Source organism: Herbidospora sakaeratensis, from assembly GCF_001570525.1.
Taxonomy (GTDB): domain Bacteria; phylum Actinomycetota; class Actinomycetes; order Streptosporangiales; family Streptosporangiaceae; genus Herbidospora; species Herbidospora sakaeratensis.
The window spans coordinates 172,764-192,051 of record NZ_BBXC01000008.1; the positions used below are offsets into that span (position 1 = coordinate 172,764).

Genomic DNA, 19,288 nt, shown 5'->3' on the forward strand with positions numbered 1-19,288 from the left:
TGACCCGCTGCCGCGCCCCCGACACCCCCCTCCGTAAGGACGCTCCTATGCGCCGTACGCTCCGTATCGCGGCCGTGGCACTGGTCGCCGCCGTCACCCTGCAACCGCAGCAGGCCTCCGCAGCCGTGTTCAACTACGGCGAGGCGCTGCAGAAGTCGATCCTGTTCTACGAGGCCCAGCAGGCGGGCCCGCTGCCCTCCTGGAACCGGGTCTCCTGGCGTGGCCCCTCCGGGCTGACCGACGGCTCCGACGTCGGGCTCGACCTGACCGGCGGCTGGTACGACGCCGGCGACCACGTCAAGTTCGGCCTGCCGATGGCGGCGGCCACCACGATGCTGGCGTGGGGGGCGGTCGAGTACCGGTCGTCGTACGGGAGCCAGCTCACGCACCTGATGAACAACCTGCGGTTCGTCAACGACTACTTCATCAAGGCCCACCCGTCGGCCAACGTGCTCTACGGGCAGGTCGGCAACGGCGGGCTCGACCATGCCTGGTGGGGGCCGGCCGAGGCGATGCAGATGAACCGGCCGTCGTACAAGATCGACGCGAGCTGCGGCGGCGCCGACCTGGCCGGTGAGACGGCGGCGGCGATGGCGGCCTCCTCGATCGTGTTCCGGCCGACCGACGCGACGTACGCCAACACCCTGGTGACCCACGCGCGGCAGCTCTACACCTTCGCCGAGAACGTGCGGCGGGCCTACAGCGACTGCATCACCGACGCGGCCGGCTACTACCGCTCGTGGAGCGGCTTCAACGACGAGCTCGTGTGGGGCGCCATCTGGCTGCACCGGGCCACCGGCGAGGCGTCCTACCTGGCCAAGGCCGAGGCCGCGTACGCGAACCTGGGCACCGAGCCGCAGTCGACGACCAAGTCGTACAAGTGGACGATCGCCTGGGACGACAAGTCCTACGGCGCCTATGTGCTGCTGGCGAAGCTGACCGGCAAGCAGCAGTACCTCGACGACGCCAACCGCTGGCTCGACTTCTGGACCGTCGGGGTCAACGGGCAGCGGGTGGCCTACTCGCCGGGAGGCCAGGCCGTGCTCGATCGCTGGGGTTCTCTCCGGTACGCCGCCAACACCTCCTTCGCGGCGCTCGTGCACAGCGACTCGATCACCGACGCGACCCGCAAGGCGCGTTACCACGACTTCGCGAAGCGCCAGATCGACTACGCGCTCGGCGACAACCCGCGCAACTCCTCGTACGTGATCGGTTTCGGCGCGAACCCCCCGAAGAACCCGCACCACCGCACGGCGCACGGCTCGTGGACCGACCAGATGACCAACCCGGTCGAGACCCGCCACGTCCTGTACGGCGCCCTGGTCGGCGGCCCGCCCGACCCGAACGACGCCTACACCGACAAGCGCGACGACTACGTGATGAACGAGGTCGCGACCGACTACAACGCCGGCTTCACCAGCGCCCTGGCCCGCCTCTACGGCGAGTACGGCGGCACGCCGCTCTCCAACTTCCCGCAGCCCGAGACGGCGCCCGAGCCGGAGATCTTCACCGAGGCGTCGGTGAACGCGACCGGGTCGAACTTCACCGAGGTCAAGGTCATGGTCCGCAACCAGTCGGGCTGGCCGGCCCGGAACCTGACCAACGGCTCGTTCCGCTACTACTTCACCCTCGACGGCGACACCACCCCGGCCGACATCACCATCACGGCCAACTACAACCAGTGCAGCGCGCCGACCGGTCCCACCCAGCACTCCGGGGCGACCTACTACGTGACGATCAACTGCACCGGCCAGAACATCGCCCCGGCGGGCCAGTCGCAGCACCGCCGCGAGGTCCAGTTCCGGGTGGCCAGCTCGAAGCAGTGGAGCGCGGCCAACGACTGGTCGTACGCGGGCGTGTCGACGACGCCGGGCTCGACGCCGGTGCGGGTCACCAACATCCCGCTGTACGCGGGCACGACCAAGATCTGGGGCAACACCCCGGGCAACGACCCGTCGCCCTCGCCCAGCCCGTCGCCGTCCCCGTCGCCCTCGCCTTCCCCCTCACCCAGCCCCTCACCCAGCCCGTCCCCTTCGCCGTCGCCCTCGCCTTCGCCCTCGCCTTCGCCCTCGCCTTCGCCCTCGCCGAGTCCCAGCCCGTCGCCTTCCCCGACCGGTAAGGCCTGCACGGCGACCTACTCGATCAGCAGCCAGTGGGGCGGCGCCTTCGGCGCCGAGGTGTCGGTGCGGAACTCCGGCAGCGCCGCCATCACCGGGTGGACCGTGAACTGGACGTGGCCCAACGGCCAGAGCATCTCCCAGCTCTGGAACGGCCAGCACACCCAGTCGGGCTCGGCCGTGACGGTCCGGAACATGAACTACAACGGCAACCTGTCCCCGAACGCCTCGACCGGCTTCGGCTTCAACGCCAGCTGGAACGGCACCAACGGAGTGCCGGCGGTGACCTGCACCCCGGCCTGACCGAGCCGCCCGCCTTCCCCAGACGGACCCCTCTGGGGGAGGCGGGCCACCAACGGCCCCGCCCCTCATTCCGCAGGGGGGCGGGGCTTTCCACATGCGTTTCCTGGACGCCCGAATTGATGTGCGGCATTCTGCTCGCGTGACCGATCTGGACGATCAAGCGATTTCGCCCGCCGCATGGCGAACGGGTGAGCCGCCGGGGAAGATGTTTCTTTCCTGCACGATCCTGGTGACGCTGATGGCTTTCTACCTGACCTCCGTTCCCGACCCTTATGCGGAGGCGGGGATCTTCGGCTTCCTGGCCTGGTGCGTGATTCTTCCGACGTTCGTCGTCAAGCTGGTGCTGGCCAAACCCGGTGGCGGATCCTCGCCGGTCCCGTCGCTGCTGGTACTGGTGGTCTTCGCGGTCTGCCTGCTCGGAATGGCGTCCGACCTTCCCTACACGGCGCGTTTTGCCTTGTCGGAGAGCAGCCTGGAGGCGTACGCGCGCGACGTCGCCGGCAACGGCGCCACGACCGATTGCCGAATGGCCGGCCTCTATGACGTCTGCGACGCGCAGCCCATCACCGGCGGGGCCCAGCTCATGGTCACCGATCCGCCCATCGCGCAGTCGCGGGGTTTCCTGTGGCTTCCGGGCGGGGCTCGGCCGCCCGACGACACGGATTGCGAGACGGTCCGGCATCTGTCCGGCCCGTGGTGGTCGTGCAAGACCTGGGACGGCTGGTGACATTCCTTGGCGCTATGAGAACATCCGCGCCGGAAATAACCCGGTAGAACCAAAGGGTGGAATCGGATTCATCCCGGCGTTTCCCGCACTGGTTCCATTTCGCGGTGCGCATCGTGCTGCTGCTCGTTCTGCTCGGTGGGGCCGTGCTCGTCAGCGCCACGTTCCGGCCGTCGATCCGCACGCTCGACCAGTTCCGGTTCGCCCTTTCGGCCGGCGAGGTCGACCGGGTGACGTGGCGGGGCGACGGCGGCGAGATCTGGCTGCTGACGTGGTCGGAGTCGCCGCTGGTCTGGCACGAGGTGCAGAGCCACGGGCTGCGGGACGCCAAGGGGCCGTACACGGTCAAGCGGCTCAACGCCGACGCCTCGCGCAACCCGGTCTCGCCGTCGATCGTGCAGATCGACGACCGACGGGGCGGGTCGTTCGCGCCCTCGTGGCCGTTCCGGTTCCCCGGCGGCACGAACCTGTGGTGGCTGGCGACCGCCTGGATCCTCACCTTCCTGCTGATGCTGGGATCGCGGCCGAGGCTGGGCAACCGGTGGGCGTGGTTCTGGTTGTTCACCGTCGGGGAGATCGGCGCGCTGCTGTACCTCGTGCTGGAGCCGAGGGTCCTGTGGCAGGGGCCCGGTGCGGGGCCCGCCCACAGCAAGCCGATGACGGGCGGCACCGGCTGCCTCGCCTCGATCCTGCTGGCCATCGTCTCGCTGGGCGCCGCGTTGGGCATCGGCGAGCTGGTCCGGATGCTGCTGGGCTGACCTCGCTCCGGGGCGGCGTGGCGCGATTTGATTTACCGCGCCCCGCCCCCGAGCATGGCCGGGTGAAACCCTGGGTGAAAGTCGTCTGTCTCGTGCTGGTCGTGAGCCTCGCCGGCGCGGCGTTGTTGTCGGCCGTGAACCTGGTCGTGTCGTTCCTCTAGGCCGCCCCGATCTGGCGCGTGATCGTCGGGTCGGTGATGGCGGCGTCGTCGGCCAGCAGGAACGCCTTGCTGAGGATCAGCGACAACCGGCCGTCCTCCTCGAACGGGAGGAACAGGCCGTTCGCCGCGGCGGCCTTGGCCACGATGCACAGGTAGGCGTCGTTGGGTTCCATCAGGATGTTCGCCGAGCCCAGGTGGATCTTGTAGGTGCGCAGGTCGCCCCGGACCACCAGGAAACGGCCCGCCAGGGTGCAGCGGCCGGCGATGGCCAGCCGGGGCAGCAGGCGGGCCAGGGCGTCGCGGCGGACCTCGGCCGACGACGACAACTCGTCGAAGGAGCGCTCGGCCCAGTGGTCGCGCAGCGCGCCGGGCCCCCATTCGGCCCCGTGGGGGTCGGACATGATCGAGGTGACCCCGATGAACAGGTCGGCGTCGCGCATGGCCTCGCTGAAGACCAGCGGCGGCACCTCGGCCAGCGGCGCCTCCCGCCAGGCCTTTCCGGCCGCGCGCTCGAAGCACACGGCCCCGGTCTCCGCGTAGCCCTCCTCGTAGAGGTGGTGGCTCAGGGTGACCCGCCACTCCCCGCCCGCCAGCACCCGCCGGGCCGCGCCGTCGTCGTGACCGCCGTCCCAGAAGCCCAGGTAGTGGGAGCTCCAGCCGCGGTCTTTCAGCAACGCGCGCAGCTGCGAGTAGTGCACGATGTGCCCGTCGAACCGGCGGGAGTGGGCGCCGGCCGCCTCCTCGGCCGGGGTCAGCAGGTAGACCTCGCGGAACGCCTGCTTGAACGGCTGCCGGATCTCCTTGTCCTGGACGACCTCGCGCCACGCCCGCACCTCGTCGGCCGTGGCCCGCGCCGGATGCCACAACCGGACCGGCGCGTCGGGCACGGTCAGCCCGAGCCGGGCCTCCCACACGCCGGGCGCGACCTCGAACTCCCAGATCAGCCGGTCGGCGACCGGGTTGCCCTCCAGCTGCCGGTAGGGCGGCGGGGTCGGGCTCGTGTAGCCGGCCTCCAGCGCCCTGGCCAGCGTGGTCTGCCGCTGGGCGGCCTGCCTGGCCAGGTCTTTGAGGCGTTTCACGGCGTCGGGGTGGTCGCGCCGGACCGCCGCCGGGACCGACTTGAGCCGCCGGTCGCCGTGCCACCACGACAACTCGACGGCCCCGTCGACGGAGATCACGGCGGTGTGCTCGCCGACGGTCTCGCGGTGCCGCCCGTCGGGCATGCGGAACGCGACGTCGAGCCGATCGGCCAGCGCGGGCTCCATACGCTTGAACTTCTTGGCGAGTTCCTTGGGCACCCCGGCGTGCCGGGTGATCCGGGCGGCGGTGCGCAGCGCGGCGACCGCCTCGGGGGTCGGGTGGTCTTCGGCGGCGCGGGCGATCTCGTACAGCAGCGCCTGTGAGGGCAGGGTCTTGGCCTGCGTCGGGGCGACCGCGATGCCGCGGACCATGCGGTCGAGCAGGTCGGGCAACCAGCTCTCGTCGCGGCGCAGCGCCACCCGCGCCGCGCGGCCGAGGGCGGCGACCTCGGCGTCGTCGAAGAGCCGGGTCGTGTAGGGGATCTCGCCCGCCTGCAACCTCCGCACCCTGGCGTCGGCCGACTCCAGGGCGGTGCGCGCGAAGTCGAGGTAGCCGGGCTGCGCCGCCAGCCAGTCGAGCAGCTCGCCCGGCACCGGCGCGCGGGGCACCGAGGGCAGGTCGCGCAGCGCCTCGGCGAACCGCGCCCGCTGCGCGACCTCCCAGCCGAAGATCACCGAGTTCTCGGCGACCGCGATGGGGCCCTGGTGCCCGGCGAGATGGGCGGCCAGTTCGGCGTCCATGCCCGCGATGCCCGCCGCGACCATGGTCGGCATCGTCCACAGGCGCGGATGGCGGTCGTGCAGCGTGTTCTCGACCAGCTCGCGGGCCGCGCCCGCCATCACCCGCAGGTCGGGGATGTTGGCCCCGGCCAGGGTGGTGGTGTCGCGGGCGGTGCCGTCGAGAATGGCGTGGAGCCGCCGCGCGAGGGCCGAAAGGTCGTGGTAAACGTCCATCTCAGCCGCCGACCAGCGGCACGAGCTTGACGAACGAGACGACCGGGTCGGTCAGCAGGTCGATCTCGACGTCGAGGTCGAGGATCTGGCGGTCGCCGACCAGCAGCAGGAAGCCGTTGCGGAGGAACGCCGCCTCGGCCGCGTCGGCCTGCTTCTCCCAGTCGAGCCTGCGGGCGGTGCGCAGGCGGTAGCCGTTGAGGTCGGCCTCGGCGTCGATCGGCCGCACCAGCCCCCGGTAGTGGTGGGAGGGGGCGGCGTTGTGCCGGGCCACCTCCTCCCGCACCCGCAGCCGCACCAGCTCTCGCGCCGAGATGCGTTCGGGCAGGTCGGGCAGGGAGAACTCGGCCAGTGCGCGGCCGGTCGCGGTCTCGTCGCGGAAGGTCACCAATGCCATGGGGGGCACCCGTCGTCGTGGGGAAGATCATGTGCAGGCCCCCATTCATAGCAACGGCTCCCGACAGAATCGGGGGTAACTTGTCGGGATGCCAGTGCACGCGGTCTGGGCCGGGGGGCGGGCCGGATTCTGGGCGGAAGGTTCGCCGTGTCCCGCGACGTCGGAACACCATCCGTTCGCCGGGCCGCCCGAGGAGCTCGGCGGCCGGCCAGAAGAGGTCGTGCTGCGGTTGCCGTCCGACGCCGACGGGCCGGTGCACTCGTCGTTCACCACGGCGACCCGGTTGCGCGAGTGGTCGGTGCCCGCGGTCTTCCCGGCCGACCTGCCCGAGCTCGAAGAGCCTTCTGGTTCGGTACGTTTCCTCGCGGCCCTCGACGAGTTCGCCCGTGACCTGGTGAGAAGGGGCCGGGTGCTGCCCGGCCTGGTCGACCGCGAGGCCCGCTGGCGGCCGGTGCTGACCGGGCCCGACGCCGCCCGGGCCGCCGAACTGGCCGCCGCGATGCCGCCGGTGTTCCGCTCGGCCGACCCCCGGCCCGCCCGCGAGGTGCTGCACGACGCGCTGACGCGGCTCGCCGACCGGGCCGTGCGCGCCGCCCTGCCCGACCGCATCCTCATGGGCCACCGCCCGGGGAAACGCAGCCCCGTCGCCGACCAGTGGGCCGTGCGGCTGATCGGCGACGACGTCCACCTCGACGGCGACCTCGGCGAGCTGCGCGCCGAGCTCGACCGCTGGCACGACGCCGCGCACGCCTTCGACGGCCCGGTCCGGGTGTCGTTCCGGCTGGCCGAGACCGGCGACGACGGCTGGGAGGTCGGCTTCTCGGTGCAGTCGGCCGACGACCCGAGCCTCGACCTGCCGGCCGCCGAGGTGTGGCGGGGCGCGCGGCTCCCCGGGGTCGTCGCCGAACACGAGCTGCTCGCGGGGCTGGGCCGGGCGGTCCGGCTCTACCCGGAGCTCGACCGGGCGCTGCGCGACCCCCGGCCCGAGGGGCTCGCGCTCGACACCCGGGGCGCGTTCGGGTTCCTCAAGAACGCGGCGCCGCTGCTGGGCGCGGCCGGTTTCGGGGTGCGCCTCCCGGCGTGGGCGGGCAAGACGAAGCTGGGCCTCAAGCTCACCACCCGCACCCGGCAGGGGCCGAAGGCGGTCGGCGGCCAGGGGTTCGGCCTCGACCAGATCGTCGACTTCCGGGTCGACCTGGCCGTCGGCGACCAGGTCGTCTCCGAGGAGGAGCTGGCCGAGCTGGCCCGGCTGAAGGTGCCGCTGGTCCGCGTGCGCGGCCAGTGGGTCGAGCTCGACGACCGGCAGCTGAAGGCCGCGCTGAAGATCCTGGAGCAGCGCAGAGACGGCACGCGCACCGCGCGCGAGGTCATCAACGAGGTCGTGCTCGGCGGCGACGACGAGCTCCCGATCACGGCGGTCGACGCCGACGGGCTGCTCGGCGACCTGCTGTCGGGCGAGGCCGACCGGCGGCTGGAGCCGGTCCCGGCGCCGAAGGCGCTGACCGGAACCCTGCGCCCCTACCAGGAACGCGGCCTGGCCTGGCTGAGCTTCCTGTCGGGCCTGGGCCTGGGCGGCGTGCTCGCCGACGACATGGGCCTCGGCAAGACGATCACGACCCTGTCGCTGCTGCTGGCCGAACGGGAGCGCGGCGAAGCCGCGCCGACGTTGCTGGTCTGCCCGATGTCGTTGCTCGGCAACTGGCAGAAGGAGGCCGCGCGGTTCGCCCCCGGCCTGCGGGTGCACGTCTACCACGGGTCGGGCCGCGAGCTGGCCGACGCCGACCTCGTGCTCACCACCTACGGCACCGCGCTGCGCGACATCGGCCACCTGGCGGCGCGCGAGTGGGAGCGGGTGGTCTGCGACGAGGCGCAGGCGATCAAGAACAGCGCGGCCCGGCAGGCGCAGGCGGTCAGGTCGATCCCGGCCCGCACCCGGCTGGCCCTCACCGGCACCCCGGTCGAGAACCACCTCGCCGAGCTCTGGTCGATCATGGAGTTCTGCAACCCGGGCCTGCTCGGCTCGGCCCGCGCCTTCCGCGACCGGTTCCAGGAGCCGATCGAAGTCCGCCGCGACGAGAACGCCGTGGCCGCCCTGAAGCGCGCGACCGGCCCGTTCGTGCTGCGGCGGCTGAAGACCGACAAGACGATCATCTCCGACCTGCCCGAGAAGCTGGAGATGAAGGTGTGGTGCACGCTCACCCCCGAGCAGGCCACCCTCTACCGCGCGGTCGTCGACGACGTGATGGGCCGCATCGAGGGCAGCGAGGGCATCGAACGGCGCGGCAACGTGCTGGCCGCGATGACCCGCCTCAAGCAGGTCTGCAACCACCCCGCCCACCTGCTGAAAGACGGCTCCCGGCTGGCCGGTCGGTCGGGCAAGCTGGCCCGCCTGGAGGAGCTCTGCGAGGAGATCCTGGCCGAGGGCGAGAAGGCGCTGGTCTTCACCCAGTACGCCGAGTTCGGCTCGCTGATCCTCCCCCACCTGGAAGCCCGGCTCGACCGCCCGGTGTTGTGGCTGCACGGCGGGCTGGCCAAGAAGCGGCGCGAGGAACTGGTCGAACGTTTCCAGACCGACGACGAGCCGATGATCTTCCTGCTGTCGCTGAAGGCGGCCGGCACCGGCCTCAACCTGACGGCGGCCAACCACGTCGTCCACGTCGACCGCTGGTGGAACCCGGCGGTGGAGAACCAGGCGACCGACCGGGCCTTCCGCATCGGCCAGACGAAGAACGTGCAGGTCAGGAAGTTCATCTGCACGGGCACCATCGAGGAGCGCGTCGACGAGATGATCGAACGCAAACAGGCCCTGGCCGAACGCGTGGTCGGCACCGGCGAAGACTGGCTCACCGCGTTGTCGACCGACCAGCTCAGAGACCTGTTCACGCTCGGCCCGGAGGCGGTGGCATGAGTCCTGTCGGGAAAGACGGCTGGTTCGAGGCGGGCACCCCGATCAAGGTCGAGGGCGGCATCCGGGCGCGCGGCCGTCGGGGGACGATCGGGGAGAAGTGGTGGTCGCGGCGGTTCGTCGACATCCTCGAACGCGTCTGCGACCCCGGCCGCCTCGCGCGGGGCCGCGCCTATGCCCGCCAGGGGCAGGTCGTGTCGATGTCGGTGCGAGCCGGGACCGTCGAGGGAGTGGTCCAGGGGTCGCGGCCGGAGCCGTACAGAGTCGAGATCGAGATCGAAGCCTATGGCCAGGCCGAATGGGCCGAGCTCGAACGGGTCATCGCGGGGCAGGCCGGGCACCGGGCCCGGCTGCTGGCGGGCGAGATGCCGAAGGAACTCGACGCGCTCTTCGCCGACGCCGGATATCCGCTCTTCCCCGAGCAGGGCGAGCTGGAGATGACCTGCGGTTGCCCCGACTGGGGCAACCCGTGCAAACACGTCTCGGCGGTGCTCTACCTGCTGGCCGAGGCGTTCGACGACGACCCGTTCCTGGTGCTGGCCTGGCGCGGCAAACCCCGGGAGCAGCTCTTGGACGACCTCCGCACCCCCGCCGACGAACCGCTGGAAGACCGGCTCGCCGACTTCTACACCCTCAACGTCTCGGCCGCCCGGCTGAAGGGCCCCCGCACCCCCGACACCCCGCCCGACCTGCTGCTCAGAGCGCTGGAGCCGCCGAAGGTGAAGGTCAGGCACATCCCGCTGCTCGACCTGCTGCGCCCGGCCTACCGAGGCTTCACCGGGCCGGAGGAACCGCTGGGCGACGCCTGACCGCGGCCGGTTCGGGGGCTCAGGTGTCGACGAAGCCCTGGGGGACCATCACCCGCACCCCGTTGGGGACGGTCTTGATCACCAGGGGGGTCATCAGCCGCACCTCGCCGTCGATGTCGGCGGCCATGGGCGGGTCGGTCTCCAGGAGCATCTCCTTGCCGACCACGAACGGGCCGCCCGCGAGGCTGCGCCACTTGCCGGTGGTGGCCCGCAGGAAGGTCTCGCCCAGCAGGCGCAGCCGCTTGCCGGAGCCGAGCTGGTAGGCGACCAGGTTTCTGTTGTCGATGGAGATGTCGCTGGCGATCTGCCAGCCGCCGTGGAAACGCCCGTTGGCGATGTTGAGCTGGTGGGTGAGCAGCTCGTGGCGGCGGCCCTCGACGGTGATGAACGCCCGGAACGGCGTGTGGCCGGGCAGGATCGTCAGCGCGGTGAGCGGGTAGGCGGCCCGGCCGGCCATTCGCTTCAGCCACGGCTTGACAGTGCCGGCCACCTCGACCGACACCCCGAAGCTGGCCAGGTTGGCGAACGGGCGGTCGCCGCACAGGCCGAGGTCGATGTCGGCGACCTTGCCCTCGGTGAAGACGCGCACCGCGCCCTGGCGGGTCAGCGGCAGCCCGAGGCTGCGGGCGAAGTTGTTGGTGGTGCCCAGCGGCAACACGCCGAGCGCGACGTCGCGGTGGGCGATGTGCTTGATCGAGCTGGACAGGGTGCCGTCGCCGCCGCCCACGATGAGCAGGTCGGGACCGAGGCCGAGGGCTTCGTCGAGACGGTCGCGCAACCGCCGCGGGTCGTCGACGGGGAACACCCCGAGGGGCGAGAAGCCGGATTCGCGGATGAGCCGCACGACTTCGGCGAAGTGTTTGCGGCCCCGGCGCGATTTGGTGTTCACGACGACGGCGGCCCGGCGATTCTCCCGGATGGCCGCCGTATGGTCGAGCTTGCTCCGCACCCTGCACATGGTAGTGCCCGGCGGTCTCCCGCCGGGCACCGGTCAAGCGAACGTGATCTTAACGACTACTTCTTCGGCGGGGTCACCTGGACGATGACGCCGAGGTTCAGCGGCAGCGGGCTGACGAGCTTCAGCTTGACGCCGAGCTGCTTGCCCTCGTCACCGGGGTTGCCGGTGCCGAGCACGAACCCGTTGACGTTCTCGCCGTACAGGTCGGTGGCGGGGCTGCCGTCGGGGTTGACGATCCGGGCGGTGTACGCCTGGTTCTCCTTCGACGGCACGACCACCGAGGCGTCGCGCAGGCGGAAGTAGAGACCGTCGGGACGGTTCTCCAGGCCCGGGTACCAGGTCTTGGCGTCGGTGAACTCCTTGACCGGGTTCTGCGCGGGGAAGCTGGTGCAGTACTCGACGAACGGCTCCGCCGCCGGCTCCAGGCACTCCTTGAACGGATACGTCTTGCCGAAGCCGAAGGCGGCGTTGGCGGCCTGCGGACGCATCGGGATGTTCTTCAGGGCGCTGGGGTCCTTCGTCGCGGCGACGCCGGAGCGGCGCAGCGGCTCGAAGTGGGAGTCGACGAGCAGGAGCTGGCCCTTCGACCCGACCGACGGCAGGTTGAAGTGGTTGGCGGCCGGGTTGTTCATGCCGTACGCCGCGTCGCGCAGCCACACGAGGAGGCCGGGGGCGTTGTAGGCGACCTTCTCGACCTTCCAGGCGCCGTCGCGCTGCCAGGTGGTGTCATAGGTGTACTTGAGGCCCTGGTCGAAGCCGTCGTAGTTGCGCCACTCGGCCAGGTAGTACTGCTCGGAGTTGATCGAGCCGCCGTGGATGTTCCAGCCCGCGCCGGTCGTGTCGGTGAACGTGCCGGTGGTGGCGGTCCAGCCGTTGGCGCCGCCCTCGACGTCGTCGCTCCAGACGGTCGCGCCACCGGCGGTGACGGCGAAGTCGTCGGAGAACCAGCCGCGCTCGATGGCGGCCTCGTCGGTGTTGTACGTCAGCCGGATCTGGACGGTGGCGCCCGCGAACGGCATCAGGTCGACGTAGTCGTGCCGCCAGCCGTGGGTGTCGCCGGTCAGGCCGTACTTCTTGTTGCCGAAGTCGTGCATGCGGCCGTTCGGGTCGGCGTAGCCGTCGTCGGTGGTGACGAGGGTGCCGTCCTCGGCGTAGACCTTCTGCTGGGCCCAGGTGGCGCCGCCGTCGGTCGAGACCTCGACGAAGCCGAAGTCCCACTCCTCCTCGATGGTGTAGTCGTTCCACATCCAGAAGCGGGGGTCGCCGGTCGCCGGGACCTGGACGGTCCGGGTCAGCTTGCTGTCGGCCCACATCTGGTCGTTGTTCGACCACCACATGTTCGCGCCCGAGTGGGGCGTGGCCATGACGACGTGCTTGGACGGCAGGTTGATGCGCAGGCCGTCCTCGGTCAGCTTGGGCGTGCGCGAGGTCTGGCCGATGGTGACCAGCTTGGTCCTGTCACCGGGGTTGACGACCTCGGGGTCGACCCAGCCGAGCACCCACTTGTCCCAGAGGCCCATGTGGGTCGGCATCGACTGGAAGATCGGGCCCGAGTGGGAGCCGGTCGACATCAGGTCCCAGAACTCCACCGAGCTGTCGCCGGCGCCGGAGGCGTCGTACAGGTCGGGCAGGCCCAGGTCGTGGCCGTACTCGTGGGCGAAGACGCCGACGCCGGAGTCCTCCGGCTGCACGATGTAGTTGGCGATCTTCTTGTTGGTGCCCGGGACGGTGTAGCCGCCGGGGATGGTCGAGGAGTGCGCCCAGATGGCGTACGTGCCCTCGGCGCCGCCGCCGCCCGACTTGTCCTCACCGGCGTGCACGAGCACGAGGTGGTCGATGACGCCGTCGGGCTCCAGGACGTTGCCGTCGCCGTCGGCGTCGGCGGTGTCCTCGATGTCGTAGTCGGCCCACGGGAAGTTCGGCTGCTGCTGCGCGAGCACGTTCACCGCGTCGATGCCGAGCTGGGCCGGGCCCGCCGGGTTGTCGGGGTGGCCGGCCATCTGCTGCGGGTAGGTGCCGCACTGACCGGCGCCGTACCAGGCCTCGGAGTGGGGGACCTTCAGCCAGCCGATCGCCGCGCCCGAGACGGTGTAGGCGCCCTTCGACATCTCCTCGTACATCTTCTTCATGGTGAAGCCGGAGATGTCGATGCCCTTCTTGCCGTCGCGGGGGTCCTTGAGGTCCTTGCGGACCCGCTCGGTGATCCCGGCGTCGGAGTAGAGCATCTTGTTGAAGTGGTCGGTGCTGAAGTTCGGCACCCAGAAGGAGTTGTTGTCCTTCCCGCCGCCCGCGGCCGTGGCCGGGTCGGGGATGTTGTTGTGCAGCGGGCCGTTCAGCTTCGTGCCGGCCGGCTCGGTGACGCAGGTGTTGATGTCGGCGGTCGACACCGGGCGGACGAACCCGGAGAAGTCGTCGTTGGCGTTCTCGTTGAACTCCACCAGAAGCGTCAGCAGTTTGGCCGTGCGCTTCGTGCCCGCCTTCTTGTAGATGAAGTCGAACGGGTTCTGGCCGGTCCTGATGGCGCGGCGCTCGTTGTTGGCCAGGCCGCGGGCGGCGACGGGGTTGCCGCCGGCGTACTTGTGGTCGATCTCGTCGGCGATCGCCGCGGTCGCCTGGCGGCTGGCCTTGGCGGCCTCGCTCAGCTTCTCGTCCGAGCGGTCGGAGACGTCCGACTGCGCGCGCGGGGGCGTGTAGTTGATGTAGTGGTCGCTGAGCGACGGGATCCAGCGGGCCTCCGTGGAGTCCGCCGATGCCGGGACCGTGGCCGCGGTGAGACCCGCGGCCAGCAGCCCGAGCGCGGGCACGATGGCGGCCAACCGCCGCGCCCTGCGAGGGGATGCTGCAAAGGCTGACAAGTGAATCCTCCCTCACCCGGTAGTCAGCCGGGCTTGTCGAGGCGCGCGGGGGTGGTGCGCGCCACCGTGCGGTCATGGCGAAACCGCCACATCCGCCGCAACGGGACGTTAGATCACTCGGTAAAGGAAAAGTAAAGTGAATGGGGGATGTTGCGAAACCGATATCGACTGATCGCCTTACCGCCCTAGTCAGGGCGATTGGTACTGTTTCGGGATGTGGACGACCTCATCTCAGCGCTGCCTCCCGGACGGGTGCTGACCGACCCCGACGTGACCGCCTCCTACGCCCGCGACCGCACGTTCCTGCAGGCCGGAGCGGTTCGCGCGGTGGTCTTGGCGGAGTCGCGCGACGACGTCGTGGCGACGATGAAATGGGCCACCGCCAACGGGGTCCCGGTGGTGCCGCGCGGCGCCGGCACGGGGCTGGCCGGAGGGGCGGTGGCGGGTGACGGGTCGATCGTCCTGTCATTGGCCCGCATGACCCAGATCGTCGAGTTGTCCCCCGCCGACGAGGTCGCGGTCGTCCAGCCGGGCGTGATCACCGCCGACCTCGACCGCGCCGCCCGCGCCCACGGGCTCATGTACGCCCCCGACCCGTCCTCCTACGAGATCTCCACGATCGGCGGAAACCTGGCCACCAACGCCGGGGGCCTGCGCTGCGTGAAGTACGGCGTCACCCGCGACTCGGCGCTGGGCCTGGAGGTCGTGCTCGCCGACGGCCAGGTGGTCAACACCGGCCGCCGGACCATGAAGGGCGTCACCGGCTACGACCTGACCGGCCTGTTCGTCGGCTCCGAGGGCACCCTCGGCATCATCACCGAGGCCACCGTCCGGCTGCGCCGGGCCCCGGCGAAACCGCCGGTCACGGTGGCCGCCGAGTTCACCTCGTTGCGCGACGCCGCGGCGGCGGTGGCCGCGATCATCGCGGCCGGCTGCCAGCCCTCGATGCTGGAGCTCATCGACCGCAACACCCTCGTCGCGATCGACGACTGGCGCCACATCGGCCTGGAGCCGACGACGCAGGGCATGCTGCTGGCCCAGTCCGACGCCCCCGACGGCGAGGCGGCGGCCGACCGCATGGCCGCCCTCTGCGAGGAGCACGGCGCGACGTTCGCGGCCCGGTCGACCACCCCCGAGGAGGCCGACGAGCTGATCGCGGTCCGGCGCATGGCCTACCAGGCCAAGGAGCGCCTCGGCGAGTGCCTGACCGAGGACGTCTGCGTGCCCCGGTCGAAGCTGCCCGACATGATCGCCGAGATCGAGGCCGTCGGGCTCCGCCACGACGTGCGGATCTGCACCGTCGCGCACGCCGGCGACGGCAACCTGCACCCGGTGTTCATCTTCGAGCGCGGCCTGCCCGAACCGCCCCCGCACGTGTGGGCGGCGGCCGACGAGATCTTCCGGGCCGCGCTGGCCCTCGGCGGCACCCTCACCGGGGAGCACGGCGTGGGCCTGCTGAAGAAGCGGTGGCTGGAGCTGGAGAGCGGGCCCGTCGTGGCGTCCCTGCAGACCGGGATAAAGCAGGTCTTCGACCCCCACAACCTCCTCAACCCGGGCAAGGCCATCTGACCCACTGGTAGCGTGCTCTCCATGGTGGAAGGCGACCCCTCACGACTGGGGCCGTTCCAGATCGTCGGCCGGCTGGGCGAGGGCGGCCAGGGCGTCGTCTACCGGGGCGTGACCCCCGAGGGCGCGACCGTGGCCGTGAAACTGCTGCACACCCGGCTCAGCGCCGATCCGGCGGCCCGCGCCCGCTTCCTGCGCGAGGTCAGCCTCGCCCAGCGCGTGGCCCGGTTCAGCACGGCCCCGGTCCTGTACGCCGACCTCGCCGGAAACCAGCCCTACATCGTCAGCGAGTACGTCCCCGGCCCGTCGCTGAAAGACCTCGTCGAGCGGGAGGGCCCCCGGCGCGGCGCGGCGCTCGAACGGCTGGGCATCGCGACCGCGACCGCCCTGGCGGCGATCCACCAGGCCGGGATCACCCACCGCGACCTGAAGCCCGCCAACGTGCTGATGGGCCCCGAGGGCCCGGTCGTGATCGACTTCGGCGTCGCCAAGGCCCTCGACGCCCCGCAGGCCACGATGAGCGGCACCACCATGGGCACCCCCGCCTACCTGGCCCCCGAGTTATTGAGCGAGGCGACCGCCGGCCCCGCGTCCGACGTGTTCGCGTGGGGCGTCACGATGGTCTTCGCGGCGACCGGCCGCCCCGCGTTCGGGGCCGACTCGATCCCGGTCGTGCTGAACCGCATCCTGCACTCCGAGCCCGACCTCGGCGAGGTCGAGGAGCCGATGCGCACCCTGGTGGCGCGCTGCCTGGCCAAGGACCCGGCCGACCGGCCGACCCCCGACCAGCTGATCGCCTACCTGCGCGGCGACCACGGCGTGATCAAGGCCGCCCCGGTCAGGCGGGGCCGGATGCTGCTGGCCGGCGCGGCGGCCGTGCTGCTCCTGGGCGGCGCCGCCTACGTCGTGACCCGGCCCGAGCCCCGCACCGCGGTGGCCGCGCCGACGGCCGCCCCGGTCATCGCCCAGCTCACCCCGACCAAACGTGCCCCCCGCCCGTCGCTCTCCCCGGTCGCCGCGCAGCCCGAACCGCCCGCGCCGACGACGGAGGCCCCGACCGAACGCCCCGACGTGGTCGACAAGCCGCGCCCGAGCCTGACCCCGACGCCCTCGCCGTCGCCCAGCCCCTCGCCGTCCCCGTCGCCCTCCCCCAGCCCGAGCCCGAGCCCGGCGAAGACCAAGGAGCCCAACCCCAACACGCCCGAGGGCCTGTGCGGGGCCGGGTTCGCGGTCGTGAACCGGCACCGCTGGCAGAACGGCCGGGCCACCACCTATCTCCTGTACGAAGAGGCGACCGGCCTCAACTGCGTGGTCACCCTGTCGAAGAACGTCATCCCGGGCAGCATCAAGATGGGCGCCCTGCTGCGCGTGCAGAAGGGCGCCCACGGCAACGACTGGGGCCGCTACACCGCCTACGCCGGCCCGGTCCGCCTCCTCGCGAAGAACAAGTGCGTCGTCTGGGGCGGCGGGTTCGCCAAGGCCACCTGGCAGAGCGGCTGGACCCACTGCGGCTGACCCACTGCGGCTAGAGCAGCTTCTCGTGCCAGTCGTAGTAGAGGTAGGTGCTGCCGGGGCCGGTCAGCGTGCCGTAGACCTGCCAGAAGCTGTTCGGGGCGAGCGAGTAGCGGAAGACCTTGTCACCGGGCCGGTCGTCCTCGAACGTGCTCCAGTTTCCGTTGTTGTAGATCCGCACCTCGATCGAGAACGTCTCGCCGTCGGGGATGTCGAGGCAGATCTCATAGTCGTACGACATGTTGGCGCCGATGTTGTAGCTGCGCCCGTCGATGGCGCCCCGCTCCCAGTTGGTGGGGATGTAGCTGTGGTAGACCCGCGTGTAGCCGCCCGCCGAGCAGTCGACCGCGGCGGACGCGGGAGTGATGCCGGTGAGCATGGCGCCGAGGACGCCGACGAGAACGAAGATGGTGCGCTTCATGCCTCTCCTCATCCGTGCAGTTAGTTGAAGACTTAACTGATTCTGATGAGGTCACCACACCCGAACAAGGTCGGGTCACTCGTGCCGCCGTGAGCTGCGCCGATGATTTCCGTCTCTGAAACTAGGGTGAAAGGTGCATGTCAGGGGGTTCGGGGGTCGTCTCCCCGCGTAGAACATTAAACTCACCGAACGTGATCCAACCTCCCGACTCGGCGGAAACGCAGCAGCGACGAGCGGCGATGCTCGGCAGACTCGCCGAACTGGCGGCGGAGCACGCCAAAGCGGTCGAGGGCGGCGGCCAGAAGTACGTCGACCGCCACCACGCCCGGGGCAAGCTCCTGGCCCGCGAACGCGTGGAACTGCTGCTCGACCCCGGCGCGCCCTTCCTCGAACTGTCCCCGCTGGCCGCCTGGGGGTCCGACTTCCCCGTCGGCGCCAGCGTGGTCACCGGCATCGGCGTGGTCGAGGGCGTCGAGTGCGTGATCGTCGCCAACGACCCGACCGTCCGGGGCGGCGCGTCCAACCCCTGGACGCTGCGCAAGACCCTGCGGGCGACCCAGATCGCCCTGGAGAACCGGCTCCCGCTCGTCAACCTGGTCGAGTCGGGCGGCGCCGACCTGCCGACGCAGAAGGAGATCTTCATCCCCGGCGGGCGCGTCTTCCGCGACCTGACCCGGTTGTCGGCGGCCGGCGTCCCGACGATCGCCCTGGTGTTCGGCAACTCCACGGCCGGGGGCGCCTACGTGCCGGGCCTGTCCGACCACGTCGTCATGGTGCGGGAACGCGCCAAGGTGTTCCTGGGCGGCCCGCCGCTGGTCAAGGTCGCGACCGGCGAGGACGCCGACGACGAGTCGCTCGGCGGCGCCGAGATGCACGCCCGCGACTCGGGCCTGGCCGACCACCTGGCCGAGTCGGAGCACGACGCCCTGCGCATCGGGCGCGCCATCGTCAAGCGGCTGAACTGGCGCAAGCTGGGCCGGGCGCCGAAGCCCTCGCGGCCGCCGCTGCTCGACGAAGACGGGCTGCTCGGCATCGTGCCCGAAGACCTGCGTGTGCCGTTCGACCCGCGCGAGGTCATCGGGCGGATCGTCGACGCGAGCGAGTTCGACGAGTTCAAGCCGCTCTACGGGCCGAGCCTGGTGACCGGCTGGGCCACGATCCACGGCTACGACGTCGGCGTCCTGGCCAACGCGCGGGGCGTGCTGTTCGGCCAGGAGGCGCAGAAAGCGGCCCAGTTCATCCAGCTGGCGAACCAGTCGCGCACGCCGCTGCTGTTCCTGCAGAACACCACCGGCTACATGGTCGGCAAGGACTACGAGCGGTCGGGCATCATCAAGCACGGCTCGATGATGATCAACGCGGTGGCCAACTCCACCGTCCCCCATCTGACGGTCGTCCTGGGGGCCAGCTACGGCGCGGGCAACTACGGCATGTGCGGGCGGGCGTACGACCCCCGGTTCCTGTTCACCTGGCCGAGCGCGAAGTCGGCGGTGATGGGACCGGCGCAGCTGGCCGGGGTGTTGTCGATCGTCGGCCGGGCCGCCGCCGAGGCGCGCGGGCAGGCGTTCGACGAGGAGGGCGACGCCGCCATGCGCGCGATGGTCGAGGCGCAGGTCGAGGCCGAGTCGTTGCCGTTCTTCCTGTCGGGCCGCCTCTACGACGACGGGGTCATCGACCCGCGCGACACCCGGACCGTCCTTGGATTGTGCCTGTCCGCCATCGGCTCGGCCCCCGAGTCGCCCGCCGCCGGTTTCGGCGTCTTCCGGATGTGA

The 19,288-nt window shown here is 71.0% G+C and carries 13 protein-coding genes; 8 read left to right on the plus strand and 5 right to left on the minus strand.

The genetic code is table 11. From position 1 onward, the window contains the following. Positions 1-47: 47 nt before the first annotated feature. The 3 genes from AW271_RS06640 to AW271_RS06650 all read left to right on the plus strand — a co-directional run bounded on the left by AW271_RS06640 (position 48) and on the right by AW271_RS06650 (position 3,902). A complete protein-coding gene (locus tag AW271_RS06640; RefSeq protein ID WP_062333538.1) occupies positions 48-2,420 on the plus strand; it encodes a glycoside hydrolase family 9 protein in 2,373 nt (790 codons plus the stop codon). Between the two features lie 139 nt (positions 2,421-2,559). Continuing rightward, entirely contained in the window at positions 2,560-3,147 is a 588-nt protein-coding gene (locus AW271_RS06645; protein ID WP_157553941.1) for a hypothetical protein, read from the plus strand. A gap of 104 nt (positions 3,148-3,251) precedes the next feature. Then, complete coding sequence (locus AW271_RS06650; protein ID WP_157553942.1) at positions 3,252-3,902, plus strand: hypothetical protein; 651 nt, start codon at positions 3,252-3,254, stop codon at positions 3,900-3,902. A gap of 157 nt (positions 3,903-4,059) precedes the next feature. Here AW271_RS06650 and AW271_RS06655 read toward each other — a convergent pair whose 3' ends face one another. Together AW271_RS06655 and AW271_RS06660 are read right to left on the minus strand one after the other, a co-directional pair. Then, on the minus strand, positions 4,060-6,096 hold the full coding sequence (locus AW271_RS06655; RefSeq protein WP_062333546.1) for a DUF4132 domain-containing protein: 2,037 nt from the start codon (positions 6,094-6,096) through the stop codon (positions 4,060-4,062). A 1-nt stretch (position 6,097) separates the two neighbouring features. Beyond that, positions 6,098-6,490, minus strand: a complete 393-nt coding sequence (locus tag AW271_RS06660) for a hypothetical protein (protein ID WP_062333549.1) — start codon at positions 6,488-6,490, stop codon at positions 6,098-6,100. A gap of 88 nt (positions 6,491-6,578) precedes the next feature. Between AW271_RS06660 and AW271_RS06665 the strand changes: the two genes are divergently transcribed. Then, a complete protein-coding gene (locus AW271_RS06665; protein ID WP_062333552.1) occupies positions 6,579-9,398 on the plus strand; it encodes a DEAD/DEAH box helicase in 2,820 nt (939 codons plus the stop codon). Beyond that, positions 9,395-10,204: an SWIM zinc finger family protein gene (locus AW271_RS06670; protein WP_062333553.1), complete on the plus strand. Its 810-nt coding sequence runs from the start codon at positions 9,395-9,397 to the stop codon at positions 10,202-10,204. The genes AW271_RS06665 and AW271_RS06670 overlap by 4 nt, the downstream gene beginning before the upstream one ends. A gap of 19 nt (positions 10,205-10,223) precedes the next feature. On the opposite strand, the gene AW271_RS06675 is transcribed toward AW271_RS06670, so the two are convergent. Further along, complete coding sequence (locus AW271_RS06675; RefSeq protein ID WP_062333556.1) at positions 10,224-11,162, minus strand: diacylglycerol/lipid kinase family protein; 939 nt, start codon at positions 11,160-11,162, stop codon at positions 10,224-10,226. A 56-nt stretch (positions 11,163-11,218) separates the two neighbouring features. Further along, the gene (locus AW271_RS06680) at positions 11,219-13,978 is read right to left on the minus strand and encodes an immune inhibitor A domain-containing protein (RefSeq protein WP_245652962.1); all 2,760 of its coding nucleotides are present in this window, start codon (positions 13,976-13,978) and stop codon (positions 11,219-11,221) included. A gap of 255 nt (positions 13,979-14,233) precedes the next feature. On the opposite strand from AW271_RS06680, the gene AW271_RS06685 reads away from it, so the two are divergent. Both AW271_RS06685 and AW271_RS41225 read left to right on the plus strand, forming a co-directional pair. Next, the gene (locus tag AW271_RS06685; protein WP_062333561.1) at positions 14,234-15,586 is read left to right on the plus strand and encodes an FAD-binding oxidoreductase; all 1,353 of its coding nucleotides are present in this window, start codon (positions 14,234-14,236) and stop codon (positions 15,584-15,586) included. A gap of 21 nt (positions 15,587-15,607) precedes the next feature. Further along, positions 15,608-17,098 (plus strand): serine/threonine-protein kinase, encoded by a 1,491-nt coding sequence (locus tag AW271_RS41225; protein ID WP_062333563.1) that lies wholly within the window; start codon positions 15,608-15,610, stop codon positions 17,096-17,098. A gap of 10 nt (positions 17,099-17,108) precedes the next feature. On the opposite strand, the gene AW271_RS06695 is transcribed toward AW271_RS41225, so the two are convergent. After that, complete coding sequence (locus tag AW271_RS06695; RefSeq protein ID WP_062333566.1) at positions 17,109-17,516, minus strand: hypothetical protein; 408 nt, start codon at positions 17,514-17,516, stop codon at positions 17,109-17,111. A gap of 239 nt (positions 17,517-17,755) precedes the next feature. Here AW271_RS06695 and AW271_RS06700 point away from each other — a divergent pair, with 239 nt between their 5' ends. Continuing rightward, on the plus strand, positions 17,756-19,288 hold the full coding sequence (locus tag AW271_RS06700) for an acyl-CoA carboxylase subunit beta (protein ID WP_245652963.1): 1,533 nt from the start codon (positions 17,756-17,758) through the stop codon (positions 19,286-19,288).